Origin of the sequence: Microcella humidisoli, assembly GCF_024362325.1 — a bacterium.
Taxonomy (GTDB): Bacteria; Actinomycetota; Actinomycetes; order Actinomycetales; family Microbacteriaceae; genus Microcella; species Microcella humidisoli.
Map to the genome: position 1 here is coordinate 1,360,284 of NZ_CP101497.1, position 26,955 is coordinate 1,387,238.

The window sequence follows — 26,955 nt, forward strand, 5'->3', positions numbered from 1 at the left end:
ATGGGGGCAGACCAGTGCGGCGTTGTGCGCTTGACTATCGCTCATGAGATCGATTCGGGATGCTGGCTTCACGCTCGTCGAGCTCGTCGTCGTCATGGTCATCATCGGTGTGCTGGCGGCGATCGCCGTTCCGATCTTCCTGGGCAGTCTCGATCAGGCCCGTGCCGGAGCCCTGCAGGCAGCCCTCGCGACCGCGCGTCTCGAGACGGCACTCGTGGTCGTCGAGGAGGAGGCCCTCCCGGCCGGATCCGAGCTCGATGACATCCTCGACGCGCACGGCGACGACGACATCACGTTGGCGTTCTCTGGCTCGGGCACCGACTTCTGCATCCAGGGTGTGCACGCACTCGTCGACGAGCCGTGGGCCGTCACGCAGCGTCTCGCACCCGTCTCGGGCGCGAGCTGCGCGCCCGACGGCTCTCTCGTCGGCCCCTGACCCAACCGCACGGCCCGCGGGTTCGAAGAAGGGGGGAGAGGCGCGCCGCACGGGTGTTGCCCATGTGAACAATGTGACTGGTGTGGACTACCCCCGAACGCGGGACTATTGTCAGCAGTACGGCGTGTCGTACCGTGACGGTCAGGCAGTCCGTGCAAGCCCCCATCGTCGGGCGGCAAGCGTCCAGGGGGGAGGGTCCTGCTGTGGTTTCCGTGAGCGAAGTACTCATCATCCGTGGGCTGCTGCCCATCGAGACGCTCGACAAGGTGCGCGATGAAGGCGATGACGCCGTCGTCGGTGACCTCATCGAGCGCGGCCTCGTCAGCGCCTCACAGGTCGCGTCGGCCAAGGCCGAGGTCGCCGGCCTCTCGTTCGTCGAACTCGCCGAATACCCCGTCGACCGTGCCGCCGTGGCGCTCGTGCCGGCCCAGCTCTGCCGGCGGCACAACATCCTGCCCATCCACGCCACCGCCACGACGATCACGCTCGCGATGGTCGAGCCCGGCGACGTACTCGCGATGGACGACGTTCGCGCCCTCACCCGCATGCACGTCGTGGCCGTCGTCGCCGAGAAGAACGACCTCGTCGCCGCCATCAACCGCCTGCACCGCGCCGACAGCGAGCTGAGCGACCTCTCGACCGCGATCCAAGAGGAGTCGACTCCGAGCCAGACCGACGAGGTCGCGCTGCGGGAGGCCGACGCCGACGACGCGCCGATCGTGCGCTTCGTGAACCTCATCATCGGCCAGGCGATCCAAGACCTGGCGTCCGACATCCACATCGAACCGGGTGAGTTCGAGATGCGTGTGCGCTACCGCATCGACGGCGTGCTGCACGATGTGCAGCAGGCACCCAAGAACATCCAGAACGGCGTCATCTCGCGCCTCAAGATCATGAGCGACATCAACATCGCCGAGCGCCGGCGGCCGCAGGACGGCCGCATGTCCGTGCAGCACGGCGGTCAGGTCATCGACCTGCGCGTCGCGACCCTGCCGACGGTGTGGGGCGAGAAGGTCGTCATGCGCATCCTCGACAACAATGCCACGCGTCGCGATATCGGCGACCTCGGGATGCTCGACCGCAACCTCACCATCTACCGCAACTCGTACACCAAGCCCTACGGCATGATCCTCGTCACGGGCCCGACCGGGTCGGGAAAGTCGACGACGCTCTACACGACGCTGCACGCGGTGGCGCGGCCCGAGATCAACGTGATCACGGTCGAAGACCCGGTGGAGTACCGCATGGCCGGCATCAACCAGGTGCAGGTGAATCCGAAAGCGGGGCTCACGTTCGCGAGCGCGCTCCGCAGCATCCTGCGCTCGGACCCCGACGTCGTCCTGATCGGTGAGATCCGCGACCAGGAGACCGCTCAGATCGCCATCGAGGCGTCGCTCACCGGCCACCTCGTGCTCTCGACCCTGCACACGAACGACGCGCCGAGCGCCATCACGCGACTCATCGAGATGGATATCGAGCCGTTCCTCGTCGGCTCGGCCCTCGACTGCGTTGTCGCCCAGCGACTCGCCCGCAAGCTCTGCGACCGCTGCAAGCAGTTGCAGGAGTACGAGTTCGGGCACCTCGACAACCTCGGCTTCGGTCGACGGGAGGACGAGATCAGCCCCCGCTTCTACCACGCGGTCGGCTGCTCGGCCTGCTCGGGCACCGGGTACCGGGGCCGACTGGCGCTGCACGAGGTCATGTACGTGACCGAGGAGATCGAGCGGCTCGCCGTCGCGCGGGCGTCGAGCGTCGAGATCATGCACACGGCGACGGCGCAGGGCATGCTGACGCTGCGCCAGGACGGCTGGGCGAAGGTTCGCGCCGGCTTGACCTCGATCGAAGAGGTCCTGCGCGTGGTCGCCTGACGACACGCGCTCGTTGCGCGGCCGCGTCGGGGGGCGCGGCCGCGCAACAATTCGACCAAGAGATGCCACGGCACACGCACACGAGGGGGAACACATGACGGACTCGCTGGCCTTCGGCGCCACGGCGGGCGACGCCGCTCCGCCTCGACGCGTCTGGACCGTCGCCACGGATGACGCCCCGGGCGCGGCCGCCGCCGCGGCTGAGGCCGCCGTGCTCGCCGCGCAATCGACCATGCCACCGCCCGTGATGCAGCACCTCGCGCCGCCGCCGCCCGTCGGGCAGCCGCTCGCGCCTCCGGCCGTCGGGCAACTGCTCGCGCCGCCGCCGGTCGGGCAGCCGCTCGCGCCGCCCGCGGGCTCGCCGCTCGCCGCCCCGCCGCCGGCTACCGCGCCCACGATCGCCGCACCCACGATCGCGGCTCCGCCCCTGGCGCCCCCGACCGTCGGCGTCGGACCGGAGGCGCCGCCGCCCGCGGGTGCTGCCGCGGCCGCCGCGCCGCCGCCCGTCGTCACGACGGGAGAACCCATGGCGGGCATCCACCCCGCTTTGCTCGCTGCGCTCGACGAGGTCATCGCCCGAGGCGCCTCCGATCTGCACATCGCCGGCGATGCGCCGCCGATGGTGCGGCTCGACGGCGAACTCAAGCCCGTGGTCGGCGCGCCCGTCTGGAGCCGCACCGAGGTCACGACGATCCTCGAGAGCATCATGAACGACCGCCAGCGCGAGTCCTTCGCGCACGAGTGGGAGCTCGACTTCGCGATCAGCCCCCGCGGCGACTTCCGATTCCGCGTGAACTTCTACAAGGATCGCGATGCGATGGCGGGGGCGTTCCGCCTCATCCCGACCGAGATCAAGTCGCTCAAGCAATTGGGTGTGCCGGCAGTGGTCTCGAAGTTCGCCACCCTGCCGCGCGGTCTCGTGCTCGTGACGGGCCCGACCGGCTCGGGCAAGTCGACGACGCTCGCCGCCCTCATCGACCTCGTCAACAAGTCGCGCGCCGACCACATCGTCACGATCGAAGACCCGATCGAGTTCGTGCACCAGAACCAGCGATCGCTCGTCAACCAGCGCGAGGTCGGCAGCGATACGCACTCGTTCGCCGACGCGCTCAAGCGCGTGCTGCGGCAAGACCCCGACGTCATCCTCATCGGCGAGCTCCGCGACCTCGAGACGGTCTCGACCGCGCTCACCGCCGCCGAGACCGGCCACCTCGTCTTCGCGACCCTGCACACGCAGTCGGCGGCGCAGACCATCGACCGCATCATCGACGTCTTCCCGCCGCACCAGCAGAGCCAGGTGCGATCGCAGCTGGCCCTCACGCTGCAGGGGGTCGTCTGCCAGACCCTGCTGCCGCGCGCGAGCGGCCAGGGCCGCATCATCGCGACCGAGATCATGATGACGACGGGCGCCATCGCCAACCTCATCCGCGAGGGCAAGACCTACCAGATCACCTCGGCACTGCAGGCCGGGCGCGATTCGGGCATGCACACCATGGACCAGCACCTCGCCGATCTCGTCAACAGCCACATGGTCACGCACGAGGCGGCGATGTCGAAGATGCAAGACGCCGAGAACTTCAACCGCCTCGTGCACCGCAGCGCGACCGGGGCCGACGCCGCGCCCTTCGCCGACGGATTCGGAGGAGCCCGCTGATGGCCGCCACACTCACGTTCTCGTACACCGGCCGTGACTCCAGCGGCAAGCTGGTGAAGGGCCGTGTGGATGCTGCGGGCGAGGCCTCGGTCGTCTCGCGACTGCGCACCATGGGCATCGCCCCCGTCTCGATCGAGCAGGTCACGGGCGGCACCGGACTCAATCGCGACATCTCGCTCGGCGGACTGTTCGACAAGAAGGTGACGATCAAGGACCTCGCCGTCATGAGCCGGCAGCTCGCGACGATGATCGGGGCCGGTCTTCCGCTGTTGAAGTCGCTGTCGATCCTCGCCGACCAGTCCGAGAACCCGAAGCTGGCCTCGACCCTCGACGAGGTGCGCGGCCTGGTCGAAGACGGTGGAACGTTCTCTGACAGCCTGGCGAAGTACCCCCGGGTCTTCCCGCCGATCTTCGTCAACCTCGTGCGTGCCGGCGAGGTCGGCGGCTTCCTCGAGACCTCTCTCGAGTCGGTCGCCAAGAACTACGAGAAGGAGGTCGAGCTCAAGGCCACGATCAAGTCGGCGCTCACCTACCCCGTGGTCGTCCTCATCATGGCCCTGCTCGCGGTCGTCGGCATGATCGTCTTCATCGTCCCCATCTTCGAAGACCTCTTCGCCGACCTCGGGGGCACGCTGCCGATCCCCACGCAGATCCTGGTGGTCATCTCCAACAGCATGATCTGGGTCGGACCCTTGCTGATCGTGCTCGCCATCGCCGGAACAATCTGGTGGCGGGCGAACCGGCAGACGCCCAAGTTCCGATCCGTCTACGAGCCGCTCCTGCTGAAGATGCCCGTGTTCGGCGACCTCTTCAAGAAGATCGCGATCGCCCGCTTCACCCGCAACTTCGGCACCATGATCGGCTCGGGCGTGCCCATCCTGCAAGCGCTGTCGATCATCGGATCCACGTCGGGCAACTGGCAGATCGAGCAAGCGGTGCAATCGGTGCAAGACTCGGTGCGGCAGGGCCGCACGATCGCCGCTCCCCTCGCGCAGCAGCCCATCTTCCCCAGCATGGTCACCCAGATGATCGCCGTCGGCGAGGACTCCGGTGCGCTCGAGACGATGCTCGAGAAAATCTCCGACTTCTATGACAGCGAGGTGCAGAGCACCACCGAAGCGCTCACCTCGCTCATCGAGCCGCTCATGATCGCCTTCCTCGGCGTGATCCTCGGCGGCATGATCGTGGCGCTGTACCTGCCGATCTTCGACATCTTCAATCAAGTCCAGTAGGCGCGCCTGTGAGGCCCCCGGAATGGGGGCTGTGCGCCCGATGCGGGGTCGACACAATAACAAGTGGGGGGCCGGTTTCATGTTCCGTGGGGGGCCCACCTATCAACCTTCACTTGATGGGAAAGGAAACGGACACATGTCCTTCAACACCGCACTCGCTGCACAGCGCACTCGCCTCGCCGAGGGCAAGAACGACAAGGGCTTCACCCTGATCGAGCTGCTCGTGGTCGTGATCATCATCGGCATCCTCGCCGCGATCGCCATCCCGGTCTTCCTCGGCCAGCAGGACGCCGCTCGTGAGGCCAGCTACAAGTCCGACCTCGCCACGGCCAAGGTCGCCTTCGTCAGCAGCCTCGTGAACAACCCCGACGGCGACGCCGACGCGACCGCGCTTACCAGCCTTGGCTTCCCTGACACGGTTGCCATCGTCGGCACGCCGACGGCCGCGGACTTCTGCATCCAGCACAACGACGCCGAGTGGATTGTCGACCAGTCCAACGAGGGCCCGCGCGCCGGCACCTGCTAGCACGCGCGTCCCACGGGGGCGGATACGGTCGCTTGACCGGTCCGCCCCCTTCACGCTCAACACGATGACACCGGGGGGAGGACACCGTGACCAAGAACGACGAGGGCCTGGGGCTGATCGAGATCGTGATCTCGATGTTCCTCATCGCGCTGCTCGCGATCGCCTTCGTGCCCGTCATCATCTCCGGTGTCCGCGCATCCGCACTGAACTCCACCTCGGCCACCGCGACGCGACTGGTGGCCCAGGCCATCGATGCCGCCCGCACCTCGGCACCCGCAACCTGCGCGGCCGCGCAGCTGCTCAACGCCTCCATCACCCAGGTTGATGCCCAGGGCACAACCATCCGGGTGGTCACCTCGGTTCCTGCCGTCAGCGACTGCGCCGATGGCGAGGTCATGACCATCACGGTCGTCGCTTTCGACGACGCCGACGACGACGAGCGCCCCATTGCCGACGCTCGCACCCAGATCTACTTGGGCGGCTGATCGTCATGGCCGCTCTCACCCGCACCCGACGCGACGACGGATTCACCCTCGTCGAGCTCCTCATCTCGATGGCGCTGCTGAGCGTCCTCATCACCGTCGTGGGCGGCATCATCGTCAGCTCTCTGCAGGCCGATCGCACGATCCGCGAGGTCACGACCTCCACCACCGATGGTCAGCTTGTGGTCAATGCGATCGAGCAGACGGTGCGCAACTCCACGGCGATCTCGGTCGTTCCGAACGCCGATGAATCATCGGTGTTCGCCGTCGTGCGCACGACCGTCGGAGGCTCCGCTCGGTGTGTCGCGTGGTTCTTCGACACGCAGGCCCAAGCGATCTTCCAGCGCGACAGCTCGAGCGCGATCTCCGCACCCACCCCGGGAGCCGTCGGCTCCGAATGGCGTGAAGTGAGTGGTGGGATCGTGCCGGATGACGACGCGACCGGAACGCCGTACCCTGTGCTGCAGGCAGACGGCTCTCGAGGCCTCGTTGTCCGCTTCGCCGTCGAAGGCGGAACGCGCGCCTCGACCCTCTTCGTCACTTCCGTCACCGGCCGAGGGCCGCAATCGAATGTGAGTCCGCAATGCTACTGACCACGATCCTTCGCCGCATCCGCCGCGCGCCGGCCGACCGCGGCAACGCCATGATCGCCGTGATCGGGCTGCTCGGCGTGACCTCCATGATCACCCTCACCGTCACGGGTGCGACCGTGCAGGCTCTCAGCTACACCTCGCTCAGCCGAGCGGGCGTGCAGGCCAACGCCGCGGCTGAGTCGGGGGTCGACGCGATGATCGCCGCGCTCTTCGCCGACGACTGCCCCGCCACGGGCGAGCTCACCGCCACTCAGGGCTCCATCGATCCGACCCTCACCGGCGATCCGGCAGCCGAGCCCTTCTACGCCGCGACGATCGCATACCGCATCAGCACCGCGGCGGCCTGGACGCCGGGCTGCCCGGCAGAGGCCGCCACCCAGATCCGCATCCAGTCCACGGGCTTCGCGGCTGACCAGGGAGTCGCGGAGTCGGCATCGGGCCAGGATGCCTCGGCCGTGCAGGCCATCTACGAGTGGGTGCCCGGGGCCAACTCGGCCGCCGTCACCGGAGCCGCGGTGTTCAGCTACGGCGTGCCGGGACTCTCGAACAGCCTCGAGCTGCTTTCCTTCGACGGCAACGCGGCGAACGTGATCGTCGCCGATGGCAACATCGTCTGCAGCAACAGCGTCTATGTGCAGGGTGACATCGTTGCCGCGAACGGCAACATCTCGCTCAACAACACCTGCAGCGCAGGCGGCAAAGTGTGGGCGTCCGGCACGGTCACGCTGCAAGGCAACAAGACGATCGGTGGCGACATCATCGCCGCTGGCACGGGGATCACGAGCATCGATCCGAGCACCCGCATCGGCGGCGGCGTCTATGCGCGCGGAGAGATCGACAGCTGGGGCCAGCGGTGCTCGACCGGCGCAACCGGCTGGGACGCCGCGGGCGATGCCTGCTCCGTCGCTCGCACCACGGGCGCGAGCCCCGTCTTCTTCAACCGGACCGACGTCGTCGCCCCGACGCGCCCGCCGTGGGTCGATGTCAACTTCGTCGCGAGCGACTGGCAGGCCCGGGGATGGACGGTGCGCACGTACACCGGCCCGTGCAACATCGACAACAACGGCAAGAACAACAGCCAGGTCGTCGCTTTCAGCACCTACACGACGCCGACGGTCATCGACATGCGGGGATGCTCGTCCCTGACGATCTCGACGAGCGCGAACTACACGCTCAACATGCGCACCGACCTGACCTTCATCACGCCGCGCACCGTGAACCTCGAGAACTTCACCGTCACGTCCCAGGGCAACGTCGACCGCGCTCTGCGGTTCATCACGCCCGACACCGTCGCCGACGCCCGGCCCACCACGACCGGATGCGGCCGCTTCGACATCAATAACCGGAACGAGACGCGCGACGCGATCGCCATCATCATCTACAGCCCGTGCACCATCCAGAACAGCAACCAGTTGTCATGGCGCGGTCAGTACTACGGCGGCCGCGTGACCTTCTCGAACAACAGCGAGGTCGTCTACGTCCCGATCGGTATCCCGGGATTCGACCTCGGCAACGGGGCGGGCGGACCGGGCGGAGCCGGCGCGGTCGGAGGAACGCCGACCCCCGGAACCCCCGGCGACCTGATCGAGTACACCGACATCGACGTGCCGGCCTGATCGGTCGATCATGATCGTCGTCGTGCCGAGCCTGCTCGGCGTGCTCGGAGCGGCCATCGGGTCATTCCTCAACGTGGTCATCCACCGAGTTCCGGCCGGGCTGTCGGTCGTGCATCCGCCGAGCGCGTGCCCCTCGTGCGCGGCTCCGGTGCGACCGTTCGACAACATCCCGGTGATCTCGTGGTTCGTGCTGCGGGGACGGTGCCGCGACTGCGGTGCTGCCTTCTCGGTGCGGTATGCGCTCATCGAGCTGGCGACCGCGCTCGCATTCGCCGCGCTCGCCGTGCTGCACCTGCCGGGCATCCTGTCGTCGGCAACCGCCGCGGAGGCCGTCTCGGCGACGCTCGTGCTGGTCGCGCACCTCTATCTGGCCGCCATCTCGATCGCGCTGGCCGCGATCGATCTCGACACCCACCGGCTGCCCGATGCCATCGTCCTGCCGTCGTACATCGTCGGAGTCGTGCTGCTGGGCGGTGCGGCCATCGCCGGGGGCGACCTCGAGTCGCTCGCCCGAGCAGCCGCGGGTGCCGGACTGCTGTTTGCCGGCTACCTGCTGCTTGCCCTCATCTCGCCGCGAGGCATGGGAATGGGCGACGTGAAGCTCGCCGGCGTGCTGGGCCTGTTCCTCGGTTTCGCCGGCTGGTCGGCGCTTGCCGTCGGCACGCTGGCCGCATTCCTGCTGGGCGGGGTGTTCGGCATCGCGCTGATCCTCGTCGGCCGGGCGCGTCGCAACACGGGAATCCCGTTCGGGCCGTGGATGCTGGGAGGGGCCTGGGTGGGAATCCTGCTGGGGGAGCCGATCGCGCGCTGGTATCTGGCGCTCTTCGGACTGGACTGAGAGGGATGACATGGCTGTCGGAGTAGTGGGCGTCGACATCGGGAGCACGCTCCTGCGCGGCGTCGAGATCGACGACGCGTCGAAGGCGAACCCGACGGTCCTGCGCGCGCACGAGGTGCCCTTGCCCGAGGGCTCGGTGAAGCGCGGCGAGATCCTCGAGGTGCACACCGTCGCCTCGGCGTTCAAGCGACTGTGGGCCGCCGGCGGCTTCCGATCGAAGGATGTCGCGCTCGGCATCGGCGGGCAGAGCGTCATCGTGCGCGATCTCGCGGTGCCGCGCATGCCGCTCGCGCAGATTCGCGAGTCGCTCCCGTTCCAGGTGCAGGATCTGCTGCCGGTGCCCGTGAGCGACGCTGTGCTCGACTACTACCCGATCGGCGAGGGGCAGAACGAGTCGGGCCCGGTCGTCAACGGCCTGCTGGTCGCGGCCTTCAAGCAGGCCGTGACGGTCAACGTCACCGCGGCGACGCTCGCGGGGCTCAACCCCGTGAGCATGGATCTGCTGCCCTTCGCCATGACGCGGGTGCACTCGATGTCGGGGCCGACGAACGGCTACGCCGTGCACATGAACATCGGCGCGAACGCCACCTCGATCGTCATCGTGCAGGCGGGGGTGCCGCAGTTCGTGCGTATCGTGCCGGCCGGGGGCGATGACGCGACGCGCGCCCTCATGTCGCGCCTCTCGGTGCCGCGCGAGCGTGCCGAGGCGCTCAAACGCGAGCTCGGTCTCACCTCGGCGGGCTCGACCGATGAAGACCGCGTCGCCGCCGAGGTCATCCACGAGTCCACGAGCGAGCTGCTTACCGCGGTGCGCAACACGCTCGCCTACTTCGCCGGCGTGCGCACGGGAGTCGTGTTCGACCACCTCTCGGTCGCGGGCGGGGCGACGCGGATGCGAGGATTCGCGAGCGCCCTCGCGGAGTCGACGCGCATCTCGGTCGTTCCCGTGAACCCGACGGCCGGCGTCACGATCTCACGCGCGCTGCGCGGCAAGACGACGGATGAGCAGATGCAGACGTGGATCACCTCCATCGGTCTCGCAGTGGGGAGCGCGGCATGAGCCGGCGGGATCAGCGCGAACAGGGGGCGCTCGTCTACGGGGCGGTTCCCCGGGCGAACCTCATGCCGCCCGAGGTCGCGCTGCGGCGCAAGGAGAAGGCGCGCCGCCGCGGCCTGATCGCAGCCAGCCTCGCCGTGGTGCTCGTCACGATCGCCGGTGTCGCCGGAGCGTTCTTCTATGCAGCGGCGGCAGAGGCCCGACTGGCCAATGAGCGGCGCATCACCGATGAGCTTCTGGCGACCCAGCTCGAGTTCACCGAAGTGACCCTCGTGCGCGGGCAGTTGCAGTCGATCACCGAGGTTCGAGAGCAGCTTGCGGGTGCTGAAGTGCTCTGGCGCGAGTCGCTTCGGCCGTACGTCGCCGTACTCACGCCCGCCGAGGTCATCGAGTCGATGACTTTCGCGTCGAACTCGCCGGCTCAGCCGGCCCTCGGCACCACGGGACCGTTGCGGGCGGAGCGGGTGGCGACCGTCACGATGATCGTCATCACCCAGACGCCTCCCCGGCCCTGGCTCTGGTATCGCGAGTGGGAGGAGATCGAGACCTTCGCCGACGCGAGCATCGATTCGATCACCCTGCTGCAAACCGGGTACGAGACGACGGTGACGATCAACCTCAACGAGCTCGCTCTCTCGCAACGGTTCGGAACGGACGAGGAGGTGACCGAATGAACTCCGCGGCCACGCGTATCTGGACTTTCGCGACCGTCCTCATCATGATCGTCGTCGTGGCGCTCGGGTGGTTCCTCGGCGTCTCGCCGAAGCTCGCCGACGCGGCGCGATTCGACTCCGAGCGGCTCGGCGTGCAGGCGCAGAACGATCTCGCCCGGGCCGCGATCGCCCAGCTTCAGCAGGACTTCGAGCAGATCGACGAGCTGCTGCTCGAACTGGCATTCCTTCGTGAGGAGTTCCCGACCGAGGCAGAGTACGACTCGGCAGTCGAAGAGCTCGTGCGCGGCCTGCTCTCCGAGGGCTTGACCTTGCAGAACCTTGCCATCAACGAGCCCGCACCGACCTCAGCGGCGCCGGTCGAGGAGGGGGCCGAACCGCCGGCGGGCGAAGTGGACGGAGCCGGTGTGCTGCCCGCAGGCGCGCTCCTGCAGGTCTCGACCACCGTGACGGTCAGTGGCGACCTGTCGGGCATCCTGGCGTTCATCGAAGCGCTCCAGGAATCTCCGCGATTCGCCGTCATCGCGACGGGCGACTACAGCAATGGTTCGTCGGAAGACGGCGGCGACATGACCTTCTCGATGATCATCTACGTGGTCACGGGTGATGACCTCGTCACGCTGCCGCCGATTCCGGAGCGCGAGCCGGAGCCCGAGCCTACCGACACCGCCACCCCGGCGCCGGTCGAACCCTCGGCCACGCCGACGCCGACACCCGAGCCGACGCCGTAGCGGGTGTTTCGGGATGCCCGAGAGCGGCATCCCGAAACCGCCTCTTGGTAGGGTGACGCGTTCGCATTCCCCGTGAAAGGACGCGTCATGGCCACCCAGACTTCCCCCGAGCCCGCCGAGCAGTCGCCCGAGGGCGCCCCGGAGGAGCCGACGACTGTTCCGGCCGACGCGCAACCCGCTGACCCGCAGCCTGCCGTCGAGCAGCCCGCCGATGCGCAGCCGATCGCGTCGCAGCCGACTGAGCTGCAGCCGACTGAGCCGCTCGGTGCTGACGCGCCGCCCGCCGAGTCCGTCGCGGCGCCCGCGCCCACGGTCGTCTTCGTGCAGGCGCCGCAGCCGCCCAAGAAGCGCGGCGCACGGGGAGTCGGGGCGCTCGTCGCCCTGCTGAGCGCCGGCATCTTCGCCGCGGTGTACGCCTTGCTCGTGCTGCTCATCGCCCTGATCGGGTCGCCCCAGGGTCTCGCCCCGGCGCTGCGGTTCCTGTCGACCGTCACGTTCTGGGTGCCGGTCGTCGTCTTCCTGTTCTCCTACCTCCTGCTCATCGTCGTCGTGAACCGCGCCGGCTGGTGGGCGCACGTGCTGGGCGGCTTCATCGTCGCCGTGCTCGTGTGGATCGGTTTCGTCGGTTCGGCCATCATCGCTGCAGGAGCCTTCGGCGGTCCCGCCTCCGAGGTCGGGGCGGTCGTGCTGCAGCAGCTGTCGAACCCGCTCGGCTTCGCCGCCGCGATCGCCGCCCGCGAGGTGCCCATCTGGGTGGGCGGTCTTGTCGCGAAGCGCGGCCGCACGGCGCGCGCCCGCAACGCGGCGGCTCGCGCCGCCTACGAGCAGGAGCTCGCGGAGCACCGCACGACGATCGGCGCCCCGACCGCCGTTTGACCGCATCCCGCTCGAGGTCTACTCTTGGGTGTGTGTGTGCTTCGGCACGCGCCTGTGTCGTGCCGTGAATGCGGTGTCGCGCCGTGAGAACGGTGGCGGCCCGCGCAAGCGGCGGGACGGGCGGGGTTGCGGCGCACGCAGAGGGTTCCTGGCGAACCGACTGCTCCGGCAGACGCCGCCACACCCCCACGGCATATTCGTCGTCCGCGAGCACGCTCGCGGAAACCGTCGGATTCGCGTGAGCCCGGCCGGGGCTGAACCTCCGGGCGGGGACATCCAACCGCAACCGCTGTCACCGTGCAGCACTCACAAGGAGCACTTTTGCCCACTATTCAGCAGCTGGTCCGCAAGGGCCGCACGCCGAAGGTCTCGAAGACCAAGGCGCCGGCCCTCAAGGCCAATCCGCAGCAGCGCGGCGTCTGCACGCGCGTCTACACGACGACCCCCAAGAAGCCCAACTCGGCTCTGCGCAAGGTCGCTCGCGTCAAGCTCAGCAACGGCACCGAGGTCACCGCCTACATCCCGGGCGAGGGACACAACCTTCAGGAGCACTCGATGGTGCTCGTTCGCGGCGGTCGTGTGAAGGACCTGCCCGGCGTGCGCTACAAGATCGTGCGCGGAGCGCTCGACACCCAGGCGGTCAAGAACCGGAAGCAAGCGCGTAGCCGCTACGGAGCGAAGATGGACAAGAAGTAATGCCTCGTAAAGGACCGGCGCCGAAGCGCCCCGTCGTCGCAGACCCCGTCTACGGCGCCCCGATCGTCAGCCAGCTCGTCAACAAGATCCTGCTCGACGGCAAGAAGGGCCTCGCCGAGCGCATCGTCTACGGTGCGCTCGAAGGCGTGGCCGCCAAGAACGGCCAGGATGCTGTCGCCACGCTGAAGAAGGCGCTCGACAACGTGCGCCCCACCCTCGAGGTGCGGTCGCGTCGCGTCGGCGGCTCGACCTACCAGGTTCCCGTCGAGGTCAAGCCGCACCGCGCGAACACGCTCGCGCTGCGCTGGCTCACGAGCTACGCCAAGGCGCGTCGCGAGAAGACCATGACCGAGCGCCTCATGAACGAGATTCTCGACGCATCCAACGGCCTCGGTGCCGCGGTGAAGCGTCGCGAAGACACGCACAAGATGGCCGAGAGCAACAAGGCGTTCGCGCACTACCGCTGGTAAACCGCAGGTTTAGCAGCTGGGTAGTGCGCCGAGGTTCGCTGAAGGCGGGGGCCATTTCTGGCCCCCGCTGCGAACCTCGGGTGGCGGCCCGTCCCGGGCCGACACGGTTTGAAGCCAACAACACTGAAGAAAAACCAAACGTAAGGACACCGCTGTGGCACAGGACGTGCTCACCGACCTGAACAAGGTCCGCAACATCGGCATCATGGCGCACATCGACGCCGGCAAGACCACCACGACCGAGCGCATCCTGTTCTACACGGGCATCACGCACAAGATCGGCGAGGTGCACGACGGTGCCGCCACGATGGACTGGATGGCGCAGGAGCAGGAGCGCGGCATCACGATCACGTCGGCCGCGACGACCTGCTTCTGGAACAAGCACCAGATCAACATCATCGACACCCCCGGCCACGTCGACTTCACGGTCGAGGTCGAGCGCTCGCTGCGCGTGCTCGATGGCGCCGTCGCCGTCTTCGACGGCAAGGAGGGCGTGGAGCCCCAGTCGGAGACCGTCTGGCGTCAGGCCGACAAGTACGACGTGCCGCGCATCTGCTTCGTCAACAAGATGGACAAGCTCGGTGCCGACTTCTACTTCACGGTCGACACGATCATCAAGCGCCTCGGCGCGAAGCCCCTCGTGATCCAGCTGCCGATCGGTTTCGAGAACACCTTCGAGGGTGTCGTCGACCTGGTCGAGATGCGCGCGCTCACGTGGCGCGGCGACGCCAAGGGTGACGTCGAGATGGGTGCCAAGTACGAGATCGAAGAGATCCCGGCCGACCTCGTCGACAAGGCCAACGAGTACCGCACCGCGCTGCTCGAGACCGTCGCCGAGACCGACGACGCGCTCATGGAGAAGTACTTCGGTGGCGAAGAGCTCACGGTCGCCGAGATCAAGGGCGCGATCCGCAAGCTCACGATCGCCTCGGAGATCTACCCCGTGCTGTGCGGCTCGGCGTTCAAGAACCGCGGCGTGCAGCCCATGCTCGACGCGGTCGTCGACTACCTGCCGAGCCCGCTCGACGTTCCGGCCACGATCGCGCACGACCCGCGCGACGAGGAGAAGGAGATCATCCGCAAGCCCGACGCGAAGGAGCCGTTCGCGGCGCTCGCGTTCAAGGTCGCGGTGCACCCCTTCTTCGGCCGTCTCACCTACGTGCGCGTGTACTCGGGTGCGATCGACTCCGGCGCCCAAATCGTCAACTCGACGAAGGGCAAGAAGGAGCGCATCGGGAAGATCTTCCAGATGCACGCCAACAAGGAGAACCCGGTCGACTCGGTCACGGCGGGCCACATCTACGCCGTCATCGGTCTGAAGGACACGACCACGGGCGACACCCTGTGCGACCCGAACAACCAGGTCGTGCTCGAGTCGATGACCTTCCCCGAGCCCGTCATCGAGGTCGCCATCGAGCCGAAGACGAAGGCCGACCAGGAGAAGCTCGGCACGGCCATCCAGAAGCTGGCCGAGGAGGACCCGACGTTCCGCACCGAGCAGAACATCGAGACCGGCCAGACCGTCATCAAGGGCATGGGCGAGCTGCACCTCGACATCCTCGTCGACCGCATGAAGCGCGAGTTCAACGTCGAGGCCAACGTCGGCAAGCCGCAGGTGGCCTACCGCGAGACGATCAAGCGCACGATCGAGAAGTACGACTACACCCACAAGAAGCAGACGGGTGGCTCGGGTCAGTTCGCGAAGATCCAGATCAGCCTCGAGCCCCTCGAGGTCACGCCCGAGACGAGCTACGAGTTCGTCAACGCCGTCACCGGTGGTCGCGTTCCGCGCGAGTACATCCCCTCGGTCGACGCGGGCATCCAGGACGCGATGCAGGTCGGCGTGCTCGCCGGCTTCCCGACGGTGGGTGTCAAGGCGACCCTCATCGATGGTGCCTCGCACGACGTCGACTCTTCGGAGATGGCGTTCAAGATCGCCGGCTCGATGGCCTTCAAGGAGGCTGCGCGCAAGGCGAACCCCGTGCTCCTCGAGCCGCTCATGGCGGTCGAGGTGCGCACCCCCGAGGAGTACATGGGCGACGTCATCGGCGACCTGAACTCCCGTCGTGGTCAGATCCAGTCGATGGATGACGCGACGGGCGTGAAGGTCGTCCGCGCCCTCGTGCCGCTGTCCGAGATGTTCGGGTACGTGGGCGACCTGCGGTCGAAGACCTCGGGCCGCGCCGTCTACTCGATGACGTTCGACAGCTACGCGGAGGTCCCGAAGGCCGTCGCCGACGAGATCGTCCAGAAGAACAAGGGCGAGTAATCACCCGACCTGCGAGGGCTCGCCGAGCCTGAGTACGATACATACACACCAAACCGCGCGGCGTCTGAACACCGGATGCTGGGCAAACAAGTCCTGAGGAGGACCCACAGTGGCTAAGGCCAAGTTCGAGCGGAGCAAGCCGCACGTCAACATCGGAACCATCGGTCACGTCGACCACGGCAAGACCACGCTCACCGCCGCCATCTCGAAGGTGCTTGCTGACAAGTACCCCTCGGCGACCAACGTCCAGCGCGACTTCGCCTCGATCGACTCGGCTCCCGAGGAGCGTCAGCGCGGCATCACGATCAACATCTCGCACGTCGAGTACGAGACGCCGAAGCGCCACTACGCGCACGTCGACGCTCCCGGCCACGCCGACTACATCAAGAACATGATCACCGGTGCGGCGCAGATGGACGGCGCGATCCTCGTGGTCGCGGCGACCGACGGCCCGATGGCGCAGACGCGTGAGCACGTGCTGCTCGCCAAGCAGGTCGGCGTGCCGTACCTGCTCGTCGCCCTCAACAAGAGCGACATGGTCGACGACGAGGAGATCCTCGAGCTCGTCGAGATCGAGGTTCGCGAGCTGCTCTCGAGCCAGGGCTTCGACGGCGACAACGCTCCCGTCGTGCGCGTCTCGGGCCTCAAGGCCCTCGAGGGCGACGAGAAGTGGACCCAGTCCATCCTCGACCTCATGGACGCCGTCGACGAGTCGGTGCCGGACCCGGTGCGCGACAAGGACAAGCCGTTCCTCATGCCGATCGAGGACGTCTTCACGATCACCGGCCGTGGCACGGTCGTGACGGGTCGCGCCGAGCGCGGCACCCTCGCGATCAACTCCGAGGTCGAGATCGTCGGTATCCGCCCGACGCAGAAGACGATCGTCACGGGTATCGAGATGTTCCACAAGCAGCTCGACGAGGCGTGGGCCGGCGAGAACTGCGGTCTCCTGCTCCGTGGCACCAAGCGCGAGGACGTCGAGCGCGGCCAGGTCGTCGTGAAGCCGGGTTCGGTTACGCCGCACACGAACTTCGAGGGCACCGCGTACATCCTCTCGAAGGACGAGGGTGGCCGTCACAACCCCTTCTACACGAACTACCGCCCGCAGTTCTACTTCCGCACCACCGACGTCACCGGCGTCATCTCGCTGCCCGAGGGCACCGAGATGGTCATGCCCGGCGACACCACCGACATGGTCGTTGAGCTGATCCAGCCCATCGCCATGGAGGAGGGCCTCGGCTTCGCCATCCGTGAGGGTGGCCGCACCGTCGGCGCCGGCACGGTCACGAAGATCATCAAGTAGATCTTCAGCACGGAAAGACGGGGTCGGGCCTTCGGGCCCGGCCCCGTCTGCTGTTTCCCACGAACAGGTGCACAGGAGCGGCGGCGGGCGTAGCGTCTCACCATGAGTCCACCATCGATTGCCCGCATCGCGATTCTGCTGGGCGTCACCTTTCTGATGAACTACGTGATCATCGTGCTCGTCTGGACTCCGTCAGCAGATGTCGACCCGGTCCTGGCCTGGGTCATGCAACCTCTCGAGACAATCGTGGCGTTCACGGGGGCCGCCTACGTCGCGTGGGCGATCGCGGTCGTGATCGTGACTGTTCGACTCAGCCGAAGTCGCCCCCTGCCCAGAGTTCTCTGGCTCGGCGCGGCCGCCTTCGTTGCTGCATCGGTCGGTGCCCTGTTCGTCACGGTTGCAGCATCCGAGAGTAATCGTGACGACCTTGTCGGCATGGCCCTCCTCGTCATTGCGGTGCAGACCATCCCGTTCGTGATTGCCGCAGTGCTCAGCACTGTGCTCGTCGAGCTCGTTGCCTTCCGGCCGCGCTCAGTGCCGAGCGACGAAACGTTCACCTCCGCACCCACCGCAGGCGAGAAGTCGAGCACGGCCAGGTTGTCGTCAAGCCGGGTTCGGTGACTTCTCACGCGAACGTCGAGGGCACCGAGATCGTCATGCCCGCAGACATCACGACATAGTCGTTGAGCTGATCAACCCATCGCCAAAGAGGAGGGCCTCGACGTCGCCGGTGACCCTGCGAATCGCTGCATGCCCCTTCTGCAAACGGGCGAGAATCGTCACACTGGTGGTCAAGGCCGGATGCGCCCGGCCGGGAAAGGGGATTCACCGTGGGCATCGATGACATCGTCGACAAGGCGAAAGACATGGCGGGCGACGTCGCCGCGAAGGCGAAGGAGGTCGCGGGCGACGTGGCCGAGAACGCCAAGGAGTTCGGTGGCGACGTGAAGGAGTTCGCGGGCGATGTCGCCGAGAAGGCGAAGGACGTCGCGGCCGACATCACCGACCGCTTCGACGGCGACGACGAGCCCGATGCTCCTGCGCCCGGCGCGGAGGGGACGACCCCACCTCCCGCGTGACGCTCATGCGGGTCGTGCGCGAGGTGCTCGTGCTGGTCGCGACCACCGCGGTCACGCTCGCGCTCATCGTGCTGCCCGTCTACGGCGCGTTCGCCGGGCTCGAGGCCGGTGAGCTGTTCGGTGTCGTGCCCGACTTCCTGTTCGGTTTCGCGGGACCAGCGCTCGCGGTCTGGTCGATGCTCGTCGCGCTCGGCGCGACGGTGCTGCGACGACGCGGGTCGTGGTGGCGCATCGGTGCGCACGCCCTCTCGGCCCTGGCCGCGGGTATCGCGAACGTTCCGATCGTGGTCGCGATCGGCGAGGCATCGGATGCGCAGGGCGGGTTCGTCGGAGCCCTCGGGCTGCTCGGCTCGACCCTGTTCGTGCCCGTCGCGGTGCTCGTGACGCCCGTGGTGGTGCTGCTGCTCGACCGCGGTCGCCCGGCGGCGGTGTCGCCCAGCCCGGCTACGCCCGGCCCTGCAGCCGCGCGCTGAGGGCGCCCGCCGCCTCGCGCACGGCATCGGCGAGAGCATCCACCTGCTCGGCGGTGACGGCCTCGGCACGGTAGGTGAGTCCGAGGGCGGCGGCGGGGTAGCCCGTGCGGTCAATGCCGGTCGCGGCGACGGAGGCGTAGCCCGCGGTGATGTCGCCGTCCTCGGTCGCGACGCCCGCGTCGCGCGCGGCGAGCAGGATGCGGTCGAGTTCGGGCAGCGTGCGCGGCCCGACGCCGCGGCGGGTGATGAGCGCCTCGCGGTGGGGGAAGAGCGCCCGCACTTGTGCCGCGGGCAGGGCGGCGAGCATCGCGCGGCCCGTCGCGGTGAGGTGCGCAGGCAACCGCACGCCGACGCGCACGACCGTCGTGGGCGCGCGGGGTGCGGCGACCTGGCCGACGTACGAGACGTCGCTCCCGGCGAGCACCGCGAGCTGCGCAACGACCGGCACGGGGGCCGCGCGCACGAGGCGCTCGAGCAGCGGCCCGCCGAGCCGAGCGAGCCGGCTTGCGCTCAGCACCGAGCCGCCGATCTCGGCGACGAGCGCGCCGAGGCCGTAGGCGCGCGCCTCGGGGTAGTGCACGACGAAGCCCTCGTCTTGCAGCACGCGCAGCAGCTGGTAGACGCTCGACCGTGGCAGCTCCAGCTCGCGCGCGAGGGTCGAGGCGGGCACGGGGTCGCTGTGGTGCGCGAGGTGCGTGACGATGCGCAGGGCGGCGCGGGCGGCGGGCACGTCGGGCACGGGCATCCACCCCCTTGTCTGTGATCTCAGACAGATTATCGTGCAGGGCCGATGCGGCGAGCGGGCCCGACGCGTTCACTGGGGTCATGCAGATCACGCTCGGCCGACGCCCCCTCACGATCGACGAGGTCGTCGCGGTCGCGCGGCACGACGCGACCGTCGTGATCGATACCGATGCTCTCGCCGCCATGGCCGTCACGCGCGGAATCGTCGAGGGTCTCGCCGACGACGTCGAGCCGCACTACGGCGTCTCGACCGGGTTCGGGGCGCTCGCGACGACGCACATCCCCGTGGCGAAGCGCGCCGAGCTGCAGCGCTCGCTCGTGCGCTCGCACGCCGCGAGCAGCGGCCCCGAGGTCGAGCGCGAGGTCGTGCGCGGCACGATGCTGCTGCGCCTGCAGACCCTGACGACCGCGCGGACGGGCGCGCGCCCGGTGGTCGCCGAGACCTACGCCGCTGTGTTGAACGCGGGCATCACGCCGGTCGTGGGGGAGTACGGCAGCCTTGGCTGCTCGGGCGACCTCGCCCCGCTCGCCCACTGCGCGCTCGCCGTGATGGGCGAGGGCACCGTGCGGGACGCGGCCGGTGAGCTCGTGCCCGCGGCGCAGGCGCTCGCGGCCGTCGGCATCGAGCCGGTCGCGCTGCGCGAGAAGGAGGGCCTCGCCCTCATCAACGGCACCGACGGCATGCTCGGGATGCTCGCCCTCGCCCTGACCGACCTCGACCGCCTCGTGGCGACGGCCGACCTCGCCGCGGCGATGAGCGTCGAGGCCCTGCTCGGCACCGACCGCCCCTTCGCCTCGGATCTGCACGCGCTGCGCCCCCACCCCGGCCAGGCGGCCAGCGCCGACAACATGCGCCGCGTGCTGAGCGGCTCAGCCATCGTCGCGAGCCACCGAACCGACGACTGCACGCGCGTGCAAGACGCCTACTCGTTGCGCTGCGCGCCGCAGGTGCACGGCGCCGTGCGCGACACCATGGCGCACGCGGCGACGGTCGCGAACCGCGAACTCGCGAGCGCGATCGACAACCCCGTCGTGACGCTCGACGGCCGTGTCGAGTCGAACGGCAACTTCCATGGCGCCCCCCTCGGCTACGTGCTCGACTTCCTCGCCATTGCCGTCGCCGACCTCGCGAGCATGAGCGAGCGCCGTACCGACCGTTTCCTCGACGCGAGCCGCAGTCAAGGACTCCCCCCGTTTCTCGCTCACGACCCCGGCGTCGACTCGGGCCACATGATCGCCCAGTACACGCAGGCCGGCATCGTGAGCGAGCTCAAGCGGCTCGCGGCGCCCGCGAGCGTCGACTCGATCCCCTCGAGCGCGATGCAAGAGGACCACGTGGCCATGGGCTGGTCAGCTGCGCGCAAGCTGCGGCGCGCGATCGACGGGCTCACGCGCGTGGTCGCGATCGAGCTGCTCACGGGCGCGCGGGGCCTCGACCTGCGGTGTGCCGCGCTCGGCGTGGCGCCCGCCCCCGCGACCGCCGCGGTCGTCACGGCCCTGCGCGAGCACGTTGACGGCCCCGGCCCCGACCGCTACCTCGCCCCCGAGATCGAGCATGCTGTGCGGCTCACGCGCGACGGCACGCTGCTGGCTGCCGCCCGCGCGGTCACCGAGATTCGCTAGACCTGACGACAGGAGACGACCATGACGCTCACTGACAGCGCGGCACCGGCCGCCGCATCCGGCCCCCGCCCCGTTCGCGCCCACCGCGGAACCCAGCTGCACACCCTCGGCTGGCAGCAAGAAGGCGCCTTGCGCATGCTGCAGAACAACCTCGACCCCGAGGTGGCCGAGCACCCCGACGAGCTCGTCGTCTACGGCGGCACGGGCAAGGCCGCGCGCGACTGGGCGAGCTTCGACGCGCTGACCCGCACGCTCGCCACCCTCAAGGGCGACGAGACAATGCTCGTGCAGTCGGGCCGCCCCGTCGGCGTCATGCAGACGCACGAGTGGGCGCCGCGCGTGCTCATCGCCAACTCGAACCTCGTGGGCGACTGGGCGAACTGGGACGAGTTCCGGCGCCTCGAGGCGCTCGGTCTCACGATGTACGGCCAGATGACGGCCGGTTCGTGGATCTACATCGGCACGCAGGGCATTCTGCAGGGCACCTTCGAGACCTTCGCCGCGGTTGCTACGCAGAAGTTCGGGGGAACCCTCGCCGGCACCATCACCCTCACCGGCGGCCTCGGCGGCATGGGCGGCGCGCAGCCGCTCGCCGTCACGATGAACGACGGCGTCGCGATCTGCGTCGACGTCGACCCGAGCCGCATCTCCCGCCGCGTCGAGCACCGCTATCTCGACGTGCAGGCCGACTCGCTCGAGCACGCGCTGTCGCTCGCGATCGAGGCACGGGATGCCCGGCGCGGGCTCTCGATCGGGGTGCTCGGCAACGCGGCCGAGGTCTTCCCGCGCCTGCTCGCCATGGGAGCGCCGATCGACATCGTCACCGACCAGACGAGCGCGCACGATCCGCTCGCCTACCTGCCCGTCGAGCACACGATGGACGACTGGCACGCGGCCCGCGAGCGCGACCCGATCGGCTTCGCGGCCGCCGCGCGGGCGTCGATGGCGCGGCAGGTCGAGGCCATGGTGGGGTTCCAGCGGGCGGGCGCCGAGGTCTTCGACTACGGCAACAACATCCGCACCGAGGCTCGCGCGGCGGGCTATGCCGACGCGTTCTCCTTCCCCGGGTTCGTGCCCGCCTACATCCGCCCACTCTTCGCGCAGGGCAAGGGCCCGTTCCGCTGGGCGGCGCTGAGCGGCGACCCCGCCGACATCGCGGCGACCGACCGCGCGGTGCTCGAGATGTTCCCCGAGAACGAGAGCCTGCAGCGCTGGATCCCGATGGCGCAGCAGCGCGTGCACTACCAGGGGCTGCCGGCGCGCATCTGCTGGCTCGGCTACGGCGAGCGCGACAAGGCCGGCGAGCGCTTCAACGACATGGTGGCGAGCGGCGAGCTCAGCGCCCCCGTCGCGATCGGCCGCGACCACCTCGACTCAGGGTCGGTCGCGAGCCCCTACCGCGAGACCGAGGCCATGAAAGACGGCAGCGACGCGATCGCCGACTGGCCGCTGCTCAATGCGCTCGTCAACACCGCGAGCGGCGCGACGTGGGTGTCGATCCACCACGGCGGGGGAGTCGGCATCGGCCGCTCGATCCACGCCGGGCAGGTCGTCGTCGCCGACGGCACGGCGCTCGCCGGTCAGAAGGTGCAGCGCGTGCTGACCAACGACCCCGGCATGGGCGTCATCCGCCACATCGACGCGGGCTACACCGAAGGTGAGCACATCGTCGACGACCTCGGCGTGCGCATCCCGATGCGCGAAGGCGAGTAGCGATGCTCGCACACGACCCGCTGTGGCCGCGGGCGGGCGACTGGCCGACCTGGGCGCCGGGGTCGCGCGCCGACGCGGTGCTCGTAGGCATCCCGACCTGGCGCACGTCGCTGTCGCCGGGGCAAGCGCACACGACGCCCGCGGCGATCCGGGATGCTCTCCGGTACTACTCCGCCGACGCCCTCGCTCGTCCCGATGGCTCACGCGTCACCGTGCTCGACGCGTGCGATGTGCCCGAGCCCGACGGCCCCGGTGAAGCGGCCGCGACGGCTCAGGTTGCCGAACTCGCGAGTAGCGCATCCCTCGTCATCGTGCTCGGCGGCGACAACGCCGCCACCGTTCCGGCCGCCCTCGGCGCGTGGGGCGACCGCGTCGCGACGGCCGGTCTCGTCACGCTGGATGCCCACCACGACCTGCGCGATGGCATCAGCAACGGCTCGCCGGTGCGCCGGCTGCTCGAGGCAGGGCTCGCGGGGGCCCGCGTTAGCCAGCTCGGCATCGAGCCGCTCGCGAACTCGCGAGCCTATGCCGCTCGCGCCGCCGAGCACGGCATCACCGTGGTCACCCGTGCCGAGCTACTGAGCACCCCCATCGCGGTCGCGATGAGCGCGGCCCTCGACCGCGCGGCGGCGGCCGGCGGACCGGTGCACGTCGACCTCGACCTCGACGTGTGCGACCGCAGCGTCGCGCCGGGCTGCCCCGCGAGCGTGCCCGGTGGCCTCAGCGCGATCGAGCTGCGCGCGGCGGCGCGGCTGGCGGGCGCGCATCCGGCCGTCACGAGCATCGACCTGACCGAGCTCGATGCCGCGCGCGACACCGCCGATCAGCGCACCGTGCGCCTCGCCGCGCTGTGCGTGCTCGAAGCGCTCGCGGGGCTCGCAAGCCGAGCGCCGGAAGGACACGCATGAGCGTCGTCATCGAGAACATCGGGCAACTCGTCACGTTCGACCCGACCGAGCCCGATCGGCCGGTGCGCTCCGGTGTCGCGCTCGTCATCGCCGAGGGCCGTGTCGCGTGGGTGGGGGACACCGCCGAGGCCCCGGCCGCCGACACCTGCATCGACGCCGAGGGCGCGGCGGTCATCCCGGGATTCGTCGACAGCCACAGCCACCTCGTCTTCGCGGGCGACCGCGTCGACGAGTTCGAGGCCCGCATGGCCGGGCGGCCGTACACGGCGGGCGGCATCCGCACGACGGTCGCCGCGACCCGGGCCGCGAGCGACGACGCGCTGCGGGATCGCCTGCGGCACCTCGTCGCCCAGGCGCGCGCGCAGGGAACGACGACGCTCGAGATCAAGAGCGGCTACGGCCTCACGGTCGCCGATGAGGCGCGCGCCCTGCGCCTCGCGCGCGAGGTCACCGACGAGACGACCTTCCTCGGGGCGCACGTCGTGCCCGCCGAGTTCGCGCACGACCGCGCGGCCTACGTCGACCTCGTGTGCGGTGCGATGCTCGCTGCGTGCGCCCCGCACGCCCGCTTCATCGACGTCTTCATCGACTCGGGCGCCTTCACGGTCGACGAGGCGCGGCGCATCCTCACGGCGGGGCGGGATGCGGGGCTCGGGCTGCGCGTGCACGCGGGCCAGCTCGAGGCCGACGGCGGAGTCGCCCTCGCCGTCGAGCTCGGCGCCGCGAGCGTCGACCACTGCACGTTCCTCACGGACGACGATGTCGACCTGCTCGCGGCGAGCGCCCGCGACGGTGCCGGGACCGTCGCGACGCTGCTGCCGCTCGTCGAGTTCTCGACGAAGCAGCCGTATCCGGATGCCCGGCGCCTGCTCGCCGCGGGCGTCGCACTCGCGATCGCCTCCGACTGCAACCCGGGCTCGAACTTCTCGAGCAGCATGCCGCTCGCCGTCGCGCTCGCGGTGCGCGAGCTCGGCATGACTCCGCTCGAGGCGCTCGCCGCCGCAACCCGCGGGGGCGCGCGGGCTCTGCGCCGCCCCGATGTCGGGCACCTGGGGGTGGGCGCGCGGGGCGATGCGGTCATCCTGGATGCCCCCGACTACCGGCATCTCGCCTCCCGGCCGGGCGTGCCGCTCGTGCGGCAGGTGCTCGTCGGCGGCGAGGCGACGCAGTAGGCTCGCGGCACCGCTCCACCGCGCCCCTGCCCCGCCCGCAGAAAGGTCGATGATGACCCGTCGCATCGTGCTCGAGATCGTGCTCATCATCGGCATCACGATCGTCCTCGCGTGGCTCGCGCTGGGGGCCTTCGCGCTCACCGACTCGGCCGACCCGATCGGCACGCTCGTCGATCAGACGCCGCGCGTGCTCTTCGGACTGCTCGGCATCGCGCTCGCCCTCTGGACGGTGCTCGTCATCATCGGGGCGATCGTGCAGCGGCGGCGCCGCGTCGGCTGGCGCATCGCCACGCACGTCGTCTCGCTCATCGCGGCGCTGGTCGTCAACATCGGGCTGCTGGCCGTGCTCACGGTCGCGACGGGCGGCGGGCAAGACGGCGGCTGGGGGATGCTCGTCGTCGCGATCGCCGTCGGTGCAGGCGGTCTGCTCCTCGTGGCCGGTACCGTCTCGGTGGTGGTCGTCGAACTGCTGATCCTCCGGCCGAAACGGCCCGCGGAGCCCGCGTCGGCCTCCGTTTCAGAGCCTGCGTAGACGAGTTTCGGGGTTCTCCGGCGTGTCGCGGCCCGCGCGACACGCCCGGGTTGCACGGGGTTGTGGCGTGTGGCAGACTCTTCTAGTTCCACACGCCGTGCTTTCGCGCGGCTCACTGCCAGGCAGTGCATAGGACGAGCGCCGCATCGAGTGATCGATCGCGAGTCGCGATGAGCCTAGGCCGCAGGCAGCAGAACACAGCTTGAACCGACAACCACCGGCACGGGGTTTCCCTGTGCCTGCGCGTGCGCGTCGCCTTGAGAAGGCGACACGCCCGAGCGCGGGGGTCGGTGGCATGCGGTCGTGCACTGAGTAATCACGTGCGGTCGTTTGACAGAAGAACAGTGGTGCGACAGCGATTGCGCTCCGCGTGAGGTGCGCCCTGATGGGTGCATCACGTCCAAGAAGGAAGAGAGTTGAGCATGGCGGGACAGAAGATCCGCATCCGACTTAAGTCGTACGACCACGCAGGTCTCGACGCATCGGCGCGCAAGATCGTCGACACGGTCACCCGTGCCGGCGCCACGGTCGTGGGCCCCGTGCCGCTGCCGACGGAGAAGAACGTCATCGCCGTCATCCGGTCGCCCCACAAGTACAAGGACAGCCGCGAGCACTTCGAGAAGCGCACGCACAAGCGTCTCATCGACATCATCGATCCGACGCCGAAGGCGGTCGACTCGCTCATGCGCCTCGACCTGCCCGCCGACGTCAACATCGAGATCAAGCTCTAAGGAACCCGGACATGTCTGCAACCAAGACGACCAAGGGTCTGCTGGGCACGAAGCTCGGCATGACGCAGGTGTGGGACGAGAACAACAAGCTCGTTCCCGTCACCGTGGTGGAGATCGCCCCCAACGTGGTGACGCAGGTGCGCACCCCTGAGGTCGACGGCTACGCCGCCGTCCAGATCGCCTACGGCGCCATCGACCCGCGCAAGGTCACCAAGCCGCTCAGCGGCCACTTCGAGAAGGCCGGCTCGACGCCGCGCCGCCACCTCACCGAGGTGCGCACGGCCGACGCTGCCGAGTACACGCCCGGCCAGCTGCTCGCCGTCGACATCTTCGAGGCCGGCCAGCTGGTCGACGTCGTCGGCACGAGCAAGGGCAAGGGCTTCGCCGGTGTCATGAAGCGCCACAACTTCAAGGGCGTCTCGGCCTCGCACGGTTCGCACCGCAACCACCGCAAGCCCGGCTCGATCGGCGCCTCCTCGACCCCCAGCCGTGTCTTCAAGGGCATGCGCATGGCGGGCCGCATGGGTGGCGACCGCGTGACCGTCATGAACCTCAAGGTTCACTCCGTCGACCTCGAGAAGGGTCTGCTGCTCGTCAAGGGCGCGGTTCCCGGTGCTCGCGGCCGTCTCGTTTTCGTCCGCAACGCCGTGAAGGGAGCGTAA

General features: G+C 69.0%; 28 protein-coding genes. 27 read left to right on the forward strand and 1 reads right to left on the reverse strand.

All coding sequences use genetic code 11. The features are described from left to right. Window positions 1-43: 43 nt before the first annotated feature. The 20 genes from NNL39_RS06470 (at window position 44) to NNL39_RS06565 (ending at window position 18,870) form a co-directional block, all read left to right on the forward strand. Window positions 44-436 (forward strand): type II secretion system protein, encoded by a 393-nt coding sequence (locus NNL39_RS06470; RefSeq protein WP_255158155.1) that lies wholly within the window; start codon window positions 44-46, stop codon window positions 434-436. Between the two features lie 203 nt (window positions 437-639). Beyond that, window positions 640-2,304 carry a GspE/PulE family protein gene (locus NNL39_RS06475; protein WP_255158157.1) on the forward strand — a complete coding sequence of 555 codons (1,665 nt, stop codon included), beginning with the start codon at window positions 640-642 and terminating at the stop codon, window positions 2,302-2,304. 94 nt (window positions 2,305-2,398) lie between these two features. Next, window positions 2,399-3,958, forward strand: a complete 1,560-nt coding sequence (locus tag NNL39_RS06480) for a PilT/PilU family type 4a pilus ATPase (RefSeq protein ID WP_322972901.1) — start codon at window positions 2,399-2,401, stop codon at window positions 3,956-3,958. Then, on the forward strand, window positions 3,958-5,190 hold the full coding sequence (locus NNL39_RS06485) for a type II secretion system F family protein (protein ID WP_255158158.1): 1,233 nt from the start codon (window positions 3,958-3,960) through the stop codon (window positions 5,188-5,190). Before NNL39_RS06480 ends, NNL39_RS06485 begins: the two co-directional genes overlap by 1 nt. Before the next feature lie 136 nt (window positions 5,191-5,326). Then, a complete protein-coding gene (locus NNL39_RS13010; RefSeq protein WP_322972902.1) occupies window positions 5,327-5,716 on the forward strand; it encodes a type II secretion system protein in 390 nt (129 codons plus the stop codon). 86 nt (window positions 5,717-5,802) lie between these two features. Next, a complete protein-coding gene (locus NNL39_RS06495) occupies window positions 5,803-6,201 on the forward strand; it encodes a type IV pilus modification PilV family protein (protein WP_255158160.1) in 399 nt (132 codons plus the stop codon). 5 nt (window positions 6,202-6,206) lie between these two features. Then, a complete protein-coding gene (locus NNL39_RS06500; RefSeq protein WP_255158162.1) occupies window positions 6,207-6,791 on the forward strand; it encodes a PilW family protein in 585 nt (194 codons plus the stop codon). After that, a complete protein-coding gene (locus tag NNL39_RS06505; RefSeq protein ID WP_255158164.1) occupies window positions 6,782-8,407 on the forward strand; it encodes a hypothetical protein in 1,626 nt (541 codons plus the stop codon). The genes NNL39_RS06500 and NNL39_RS06505 overlap by 10 nt, the downstream gene beginning before the upstream one ends. Window positions 8,408-8,417: 10 nt before the next feature. Beyond that, window positions 8,418-9,245 carry a prepilin peptidase gene (locus NNL39_RS06510; RefSeq protein WP_255158166.1) on the forward strand — a complete coding sequence of 276 codons (828 nt, stop codon included), beginning with the start codon at window positions 8,418-8,420 and terminating at the stop codon, window positions 9,243-9,245. Between the two features lie 10 nt (window positions 9,246-9,255). Then, window positions 9,256-10,305, forward strand: a complete 1,050-nt coding sequence (gene pilM / locus NNL39_RS06515) for a type IV pilus assembly protein PilM (protein ID WP_255158168.1) — start codon at window positions 9,256-9,258, stop codon at window positions 10,303-10,305. Further along, complete coding sequence (locus NNL39_RS06520) at window positions 10,302-10,976, forward strand: hypothetical protein (RefSeq protein WP_255158170.1); 675 nt, start codon at window positions 10,302-10,304, stop codon at window positions 10,974-10,976. Before pilM ends, NNL39_RS06520 begins: the two co-directional genes overlap by 4 nt. Then, window positions 10,973-11,704 carry a hypothetical protein gene (locus NNL39_RS06525; RefSeq protein ID WP_255158172.1) on the forward strand — a complete coding sequence of 244 codons (732 nt, stop codon included), beginning with the start codon at window positions 10,973-10,975 and terminating at the stop codon, window positions 11,702-11,704. The genes NNL39_RS06520 and NNL39_RS06525 overlap by 4 nt, the downstream gene beginning before the upstream one ends. 87 nt (window positions 11,705-11,791) lie before the next feature. Continuing rightward, window positions 11,792-12,580 carry a hypothetical protein gene (locus NNL39_RS06530; protein ID WP_255158174.1) on the forward strand — a complete coding sequence of 263 codons (789 nt, stop codon included), beginning with the start codon at window positions 11,792-11,794 and terminating at the stop codon, window positions 12,578-12,580. Between the two features lie 321 nt (window positions 12,581-12,901). Continuing rightward, window positions 12,902-13,276 (forward strand): 30S ribosomal protein S12, encoded by a 375-nt coding sequence (gene rpsL, locus NNL39_RS06535; protein ID WP_055821401.1) that lies wholly within the window; start codon window positions 12,902-12,904, stop codon window positions 13,274-13,276. Then, complete coding sequence (rpsG, locus tag NNL39_RS06540) at window positions 13,276-13,746, forward strand: 30S ribosomal protein S7 (protein WP_255158175.1); 471 nt, start codon at window positions 13,276-13,278, stop codon at window positions 13,744-13,746. The genes rpsL and rpsG overlap by 1 nt, the downstream gene beginning before the upstream one ends. A gap of 154 nt (window positions 13,747-13,900) precedes the next feature. Continuing rightward, entirely contained in the window at window positions 13,901-16,015 is a 2,115-nt protein-coding gene (fusA, locus tag NNL39_RS06545) for an elongation factor G (RefSeq protein WP_322972903.1), read from the forward strand. Window positions 16,016-16,124: 109 nt separating this feature from the next. Then, window positions 16,125-17,318: an elongation factor Tu gene (tuf, locus tag NNL39_RS06550; protein WP_255158176.1), complete on the forward strand. Its 1,194-nt coding sequence runs from the start codon at window positions 16,125-16,127 to the stop codon at window positions 17,316-17,318. Window positions 17,319-17,420: 102 nt separating this feature from the next. After that, window positions 17,421-17,939, forward strand: coding sequence for a hypothetical protein (locus NNL39_RS06555; RefSeq protein WP_255158177.1), 519 nt, complete (start codon window positions 17,421-17,423; stop codon window positions 17,937-17,939). A gap of 209 nt (window positions 17,940-18,148) precedes the next feature. Further along, entirely contained in the window at window positions 18,149-18,397 is a 249-nt protein-coding gene (locus NNL39_RS06560) for a hypothetical protein (RefSeq protein WP_255158178.1), read from the forward strand. A gap of 5 nt (window positions 18,398-18,402) precedes the next feature. After that, a complete protein-coding gene (locus NNL39_RS06565) occupies window positions 18,403-18,870 on the forward strand; it encodes a hypothetical protein (protein ID WP_255158180.1) in 468 nt (155 codons plus the stop codon). On the opposite strand, the gene NNL39_RS06570 is transcribed toward NNL39_RS06565, so the two are convergent. Next, entirely contained in the window at window positions 18,842-19,615 is a 774-nt protein-coding gene (locus NNL39_RS06570; protein ID WP_255158182.1) for an IclR family transcriptional regulator, read from the reverse strand. The genes NNL39_RS06565 and NNL39_RS06570 overlap by 29 nt on opposite strands. Window positions 19,616-19,695: 80 nt before the next feature. Between NNL39_RS06570 and hutH the strand changes: the two genes are divergently transcribed. From hutH to rplC, 7 genes are all read left to right on the forward strand, one after another. Beyond that, window positions 19,696-21,237 (forward strand): histidine ammonia-lyase, encoded by a 1,542-nt coding sequence (hutH, locus tag NNL39_RS06575; RefSeq protein ID WP_255158184.1) that lies wholly within the window; start codon window positions 19,696-19,698, stop codon window positions 21,235-21,237. Window positions 21,238-21,258: 21 nt separating this feature from the next. Next, the gene (gene hutU, locus NNL39_RS06580; protein WP_255158186.1) at window positions 21,259-22,950 is read left to right on the forward strand and encodes a urocanate hydratase; all 1,692 of its coding nucleotides are present in this window, start codon (window positions 21,259-21,261) and stop codon (window positions 22,948-22,950) included. A gap of 2 nt (window positions 22,951-22,952) precedes the next feature. Beyond that, the gene (locus NNL39_RS06585) at window positions 22,953-23,858 is read left to right on the forward strand and encodes an arginase family protein (protein WP_255158188.1); all 906 of its coding nucleotides are present in this window, start codon (window positions 22,953-22,955) and stop codon (window positions 23,856-23,858) included. Then, a complete protein-coding gene (gene hutI / locus NNL39_RS06590; RefSeq protein ID WP_255158190.1) occupies window positions 23,855-25,030 on the forward strand; it encodes an imidazolonepropionase in 1,176 nt (391 codons plus the stop codon). The genes NNL39_RS06585 and hutI overlap by 4 nt, the downstream gene beginning before the upstream one ends. Before the next feature lie 52 nt (window positions 25,031-25,082). Next, window positions 25,083-25,562 (forward strand): hypothetical protein, encoded by a 480-nt coding sequence (locus NNL39_RS06595; protein WP_255158192.1) that lies wholly within the window; start codon window positions 25,083-25,085, stop codon window positions 25,560-25,562. Window positions 25,563-25,984: 422 nt separating this feature from the next. Beyond that, the gene (rpsJ, locus tag NNL39_RS06600) at window positions 25,985-26,293 is read left to right on the forward strand and encodes a 30S ribosomal protein S10 (RefSeq protein WP_047561503.1); all 309 of its coding nucleotides are present in this window, start codon (window positions 25,985-25,987) and stop codon (window positions 26,291-26,293) included. Between the two features lie 11 nt (window positions 26,294-26,304). After that, window positions 26,305-26,955, forward strand: a complete 651-nt coding sequence (gene rplC / locus NNL39_RS06605; protein ID WP_255158194.1) for a 50S ribosomal protein L3 — start codon at window positions 26,305-26,307, stop codon at window positions 26,953-26,955.

Excerpts from the sequence above, each read along its gene's own strand:
- NNL39_RS06485 (WP_255158158.1), top strand. The coding sequence starts at position 3,958 with ATGGCCGCCACACTCACGTTCTCGTACACCGGCCGTGACTCCAGCGGC.
- NNL39_RS06510 (WP_255158166.1), top strand. The coding sequence starts at position 8,418 with ATGATCGTCGTCGTGCCGAGCCTGCTCGGCGTGCTCGGAGCGGCCATC.
- NNL39_RS06555 (WP_255158177.1), top strand. The coding sequence starts at position 17,421 with ATGAGTCCACCATCGATTGCCCGCATCGCGATTCTGCTGGGCGTCACC.
- hutU (WP_255158186.1), top strand. The coding sequence starts at position 21,259 with ATGACGCTCACTGACAGCGCGGCACCGGCCGCCGCATCCGGCCCCCGC.
- rpsG (WP_255158175.1), top strand. The coding sequence starts at position 13,276 with ATGCCTCGTAAAGGACCGGCGCCGAAGCGCCCCGTCGTCGCAGACCCC.
- NNL39_RS13010 (WP_322972902.1), top strand. The coding sequence starts at position 5,327 with ATGTCCTTCAACACCGCACTCGCTGCACAGCGCACTCGCCTCGCCGAG.
- NNL39_RS06520 (WP_255158170.1), top strand. The coding sequence starts at position 10,302 with ATGAGCCGGCGGGATCAGCGCGAACAGGGGGCGCTCGTCTACGGGGCG.
- NNL39_RS06470 (WP_255158155.1), top strand. The coding sequence starts at position 44 with ATGAGATCGATTCGGGATGCTGGCTTCACGCTCGTCGAGCTCGTCGTC.
- NNL39_RS06525 (WP_255158172.1), top strand. The coding sequence starts at position 10,973 with ATGAACTCCGCGGCCACGCGTATCTGGACTTTCGCGACCGTCCTCATC.
- NNL39_RS06585 (WP_255158188.1), top strand. The coding sequence starts at position 22,953 with ATGCTCGCACACGACCCGCTGTGGCCGCGGGCGGGCGACTGGCCGACC.
- NNL39_RS06480 (WP_322972901.1), top strand. The coding sequence starts at position 2,399 with ATGACGGACTCGCTGGCCTTCGGCGCCACGGCGGGCGACGCCGCTCCG.
- rplC (WP_255158194.1), top strand. The coding sequence starts at position 26,305 with ATGTCTGCAACCAAGACGACCAAGGGTCTGCTGGGCACGAAGCTCGGC.
- rpsJ (WP_047561503.1), top strand. The coding sequence starts at position 25,985 with ATGGCGGGACAGAAGATCCGCATCCGACTTAAGTCGTACGACCACGCA.
- NNL39_RS06500 (WP_255158162.1), top strand. The coding sequence starts at position 6,207 with ATGGCCGCTCTCACCCGCACCCGACGCGACGACGGATTCACCCTCGTC.
- pilM (WP_255158168.1), top strand. The coding sequence starts at position 9,256 with ATGGCTGTCGGAGTAGTGGGCGTCGACATCGGGAGCACGCTCCTGCGC.
- NNL39_RS06505 (WP_255158164.1), top strand. The coding sequence starts at position 6,782 with ATGCTACTGACCACGATCCTTCGCCGCATCCGCCGCGCGCCGGCCGAC.
- NNL39_RS06565 (WP_255158180.1), top strand. The coding sequence starts at position 18,403 with ATGCGGGTCGTGCGCGAGGTGCTCGTGCTGGTCGCGACCACCGCGGTC.
- hutH (WP_255158184.1), top strand. The coding sequence starts at position 19,696 with ATGCAGATCACGCTCGGCCGACGCCCCCTCACGATCGACGAGGTCGTC.
- hutI (WP_255158190.1), top strand. The coding sequence starts at position 23,855 with ATGAGCGTCGTCATCGAGAACATCGGGCAACTCGTCACGTTCGACCCG.
- NNL39_RS06595 (WP_255158192.1), top strand. The coding sequence starts at position 25,083 with ATGACCCGTCGCATCGTGCTCGAGATCGTGCTCATCATCGGCATCACG.
- NNL39_RS06570 (WP_255158182.1), bottom strand. The coding sequence starts at position 19,615 with ATGCCCGTGCCCGACGTGCCCGCCGCCCGCGCCGCCCTGCGCATCGTC.
- NNL39_RS06530 (WP_255158174.1), top strand. The coding sequence starts at position 11,792 with ATGGCCACCCAGACTTCCCCCGAGCCCGCCGAGCAGTCGCCCGAGGGC.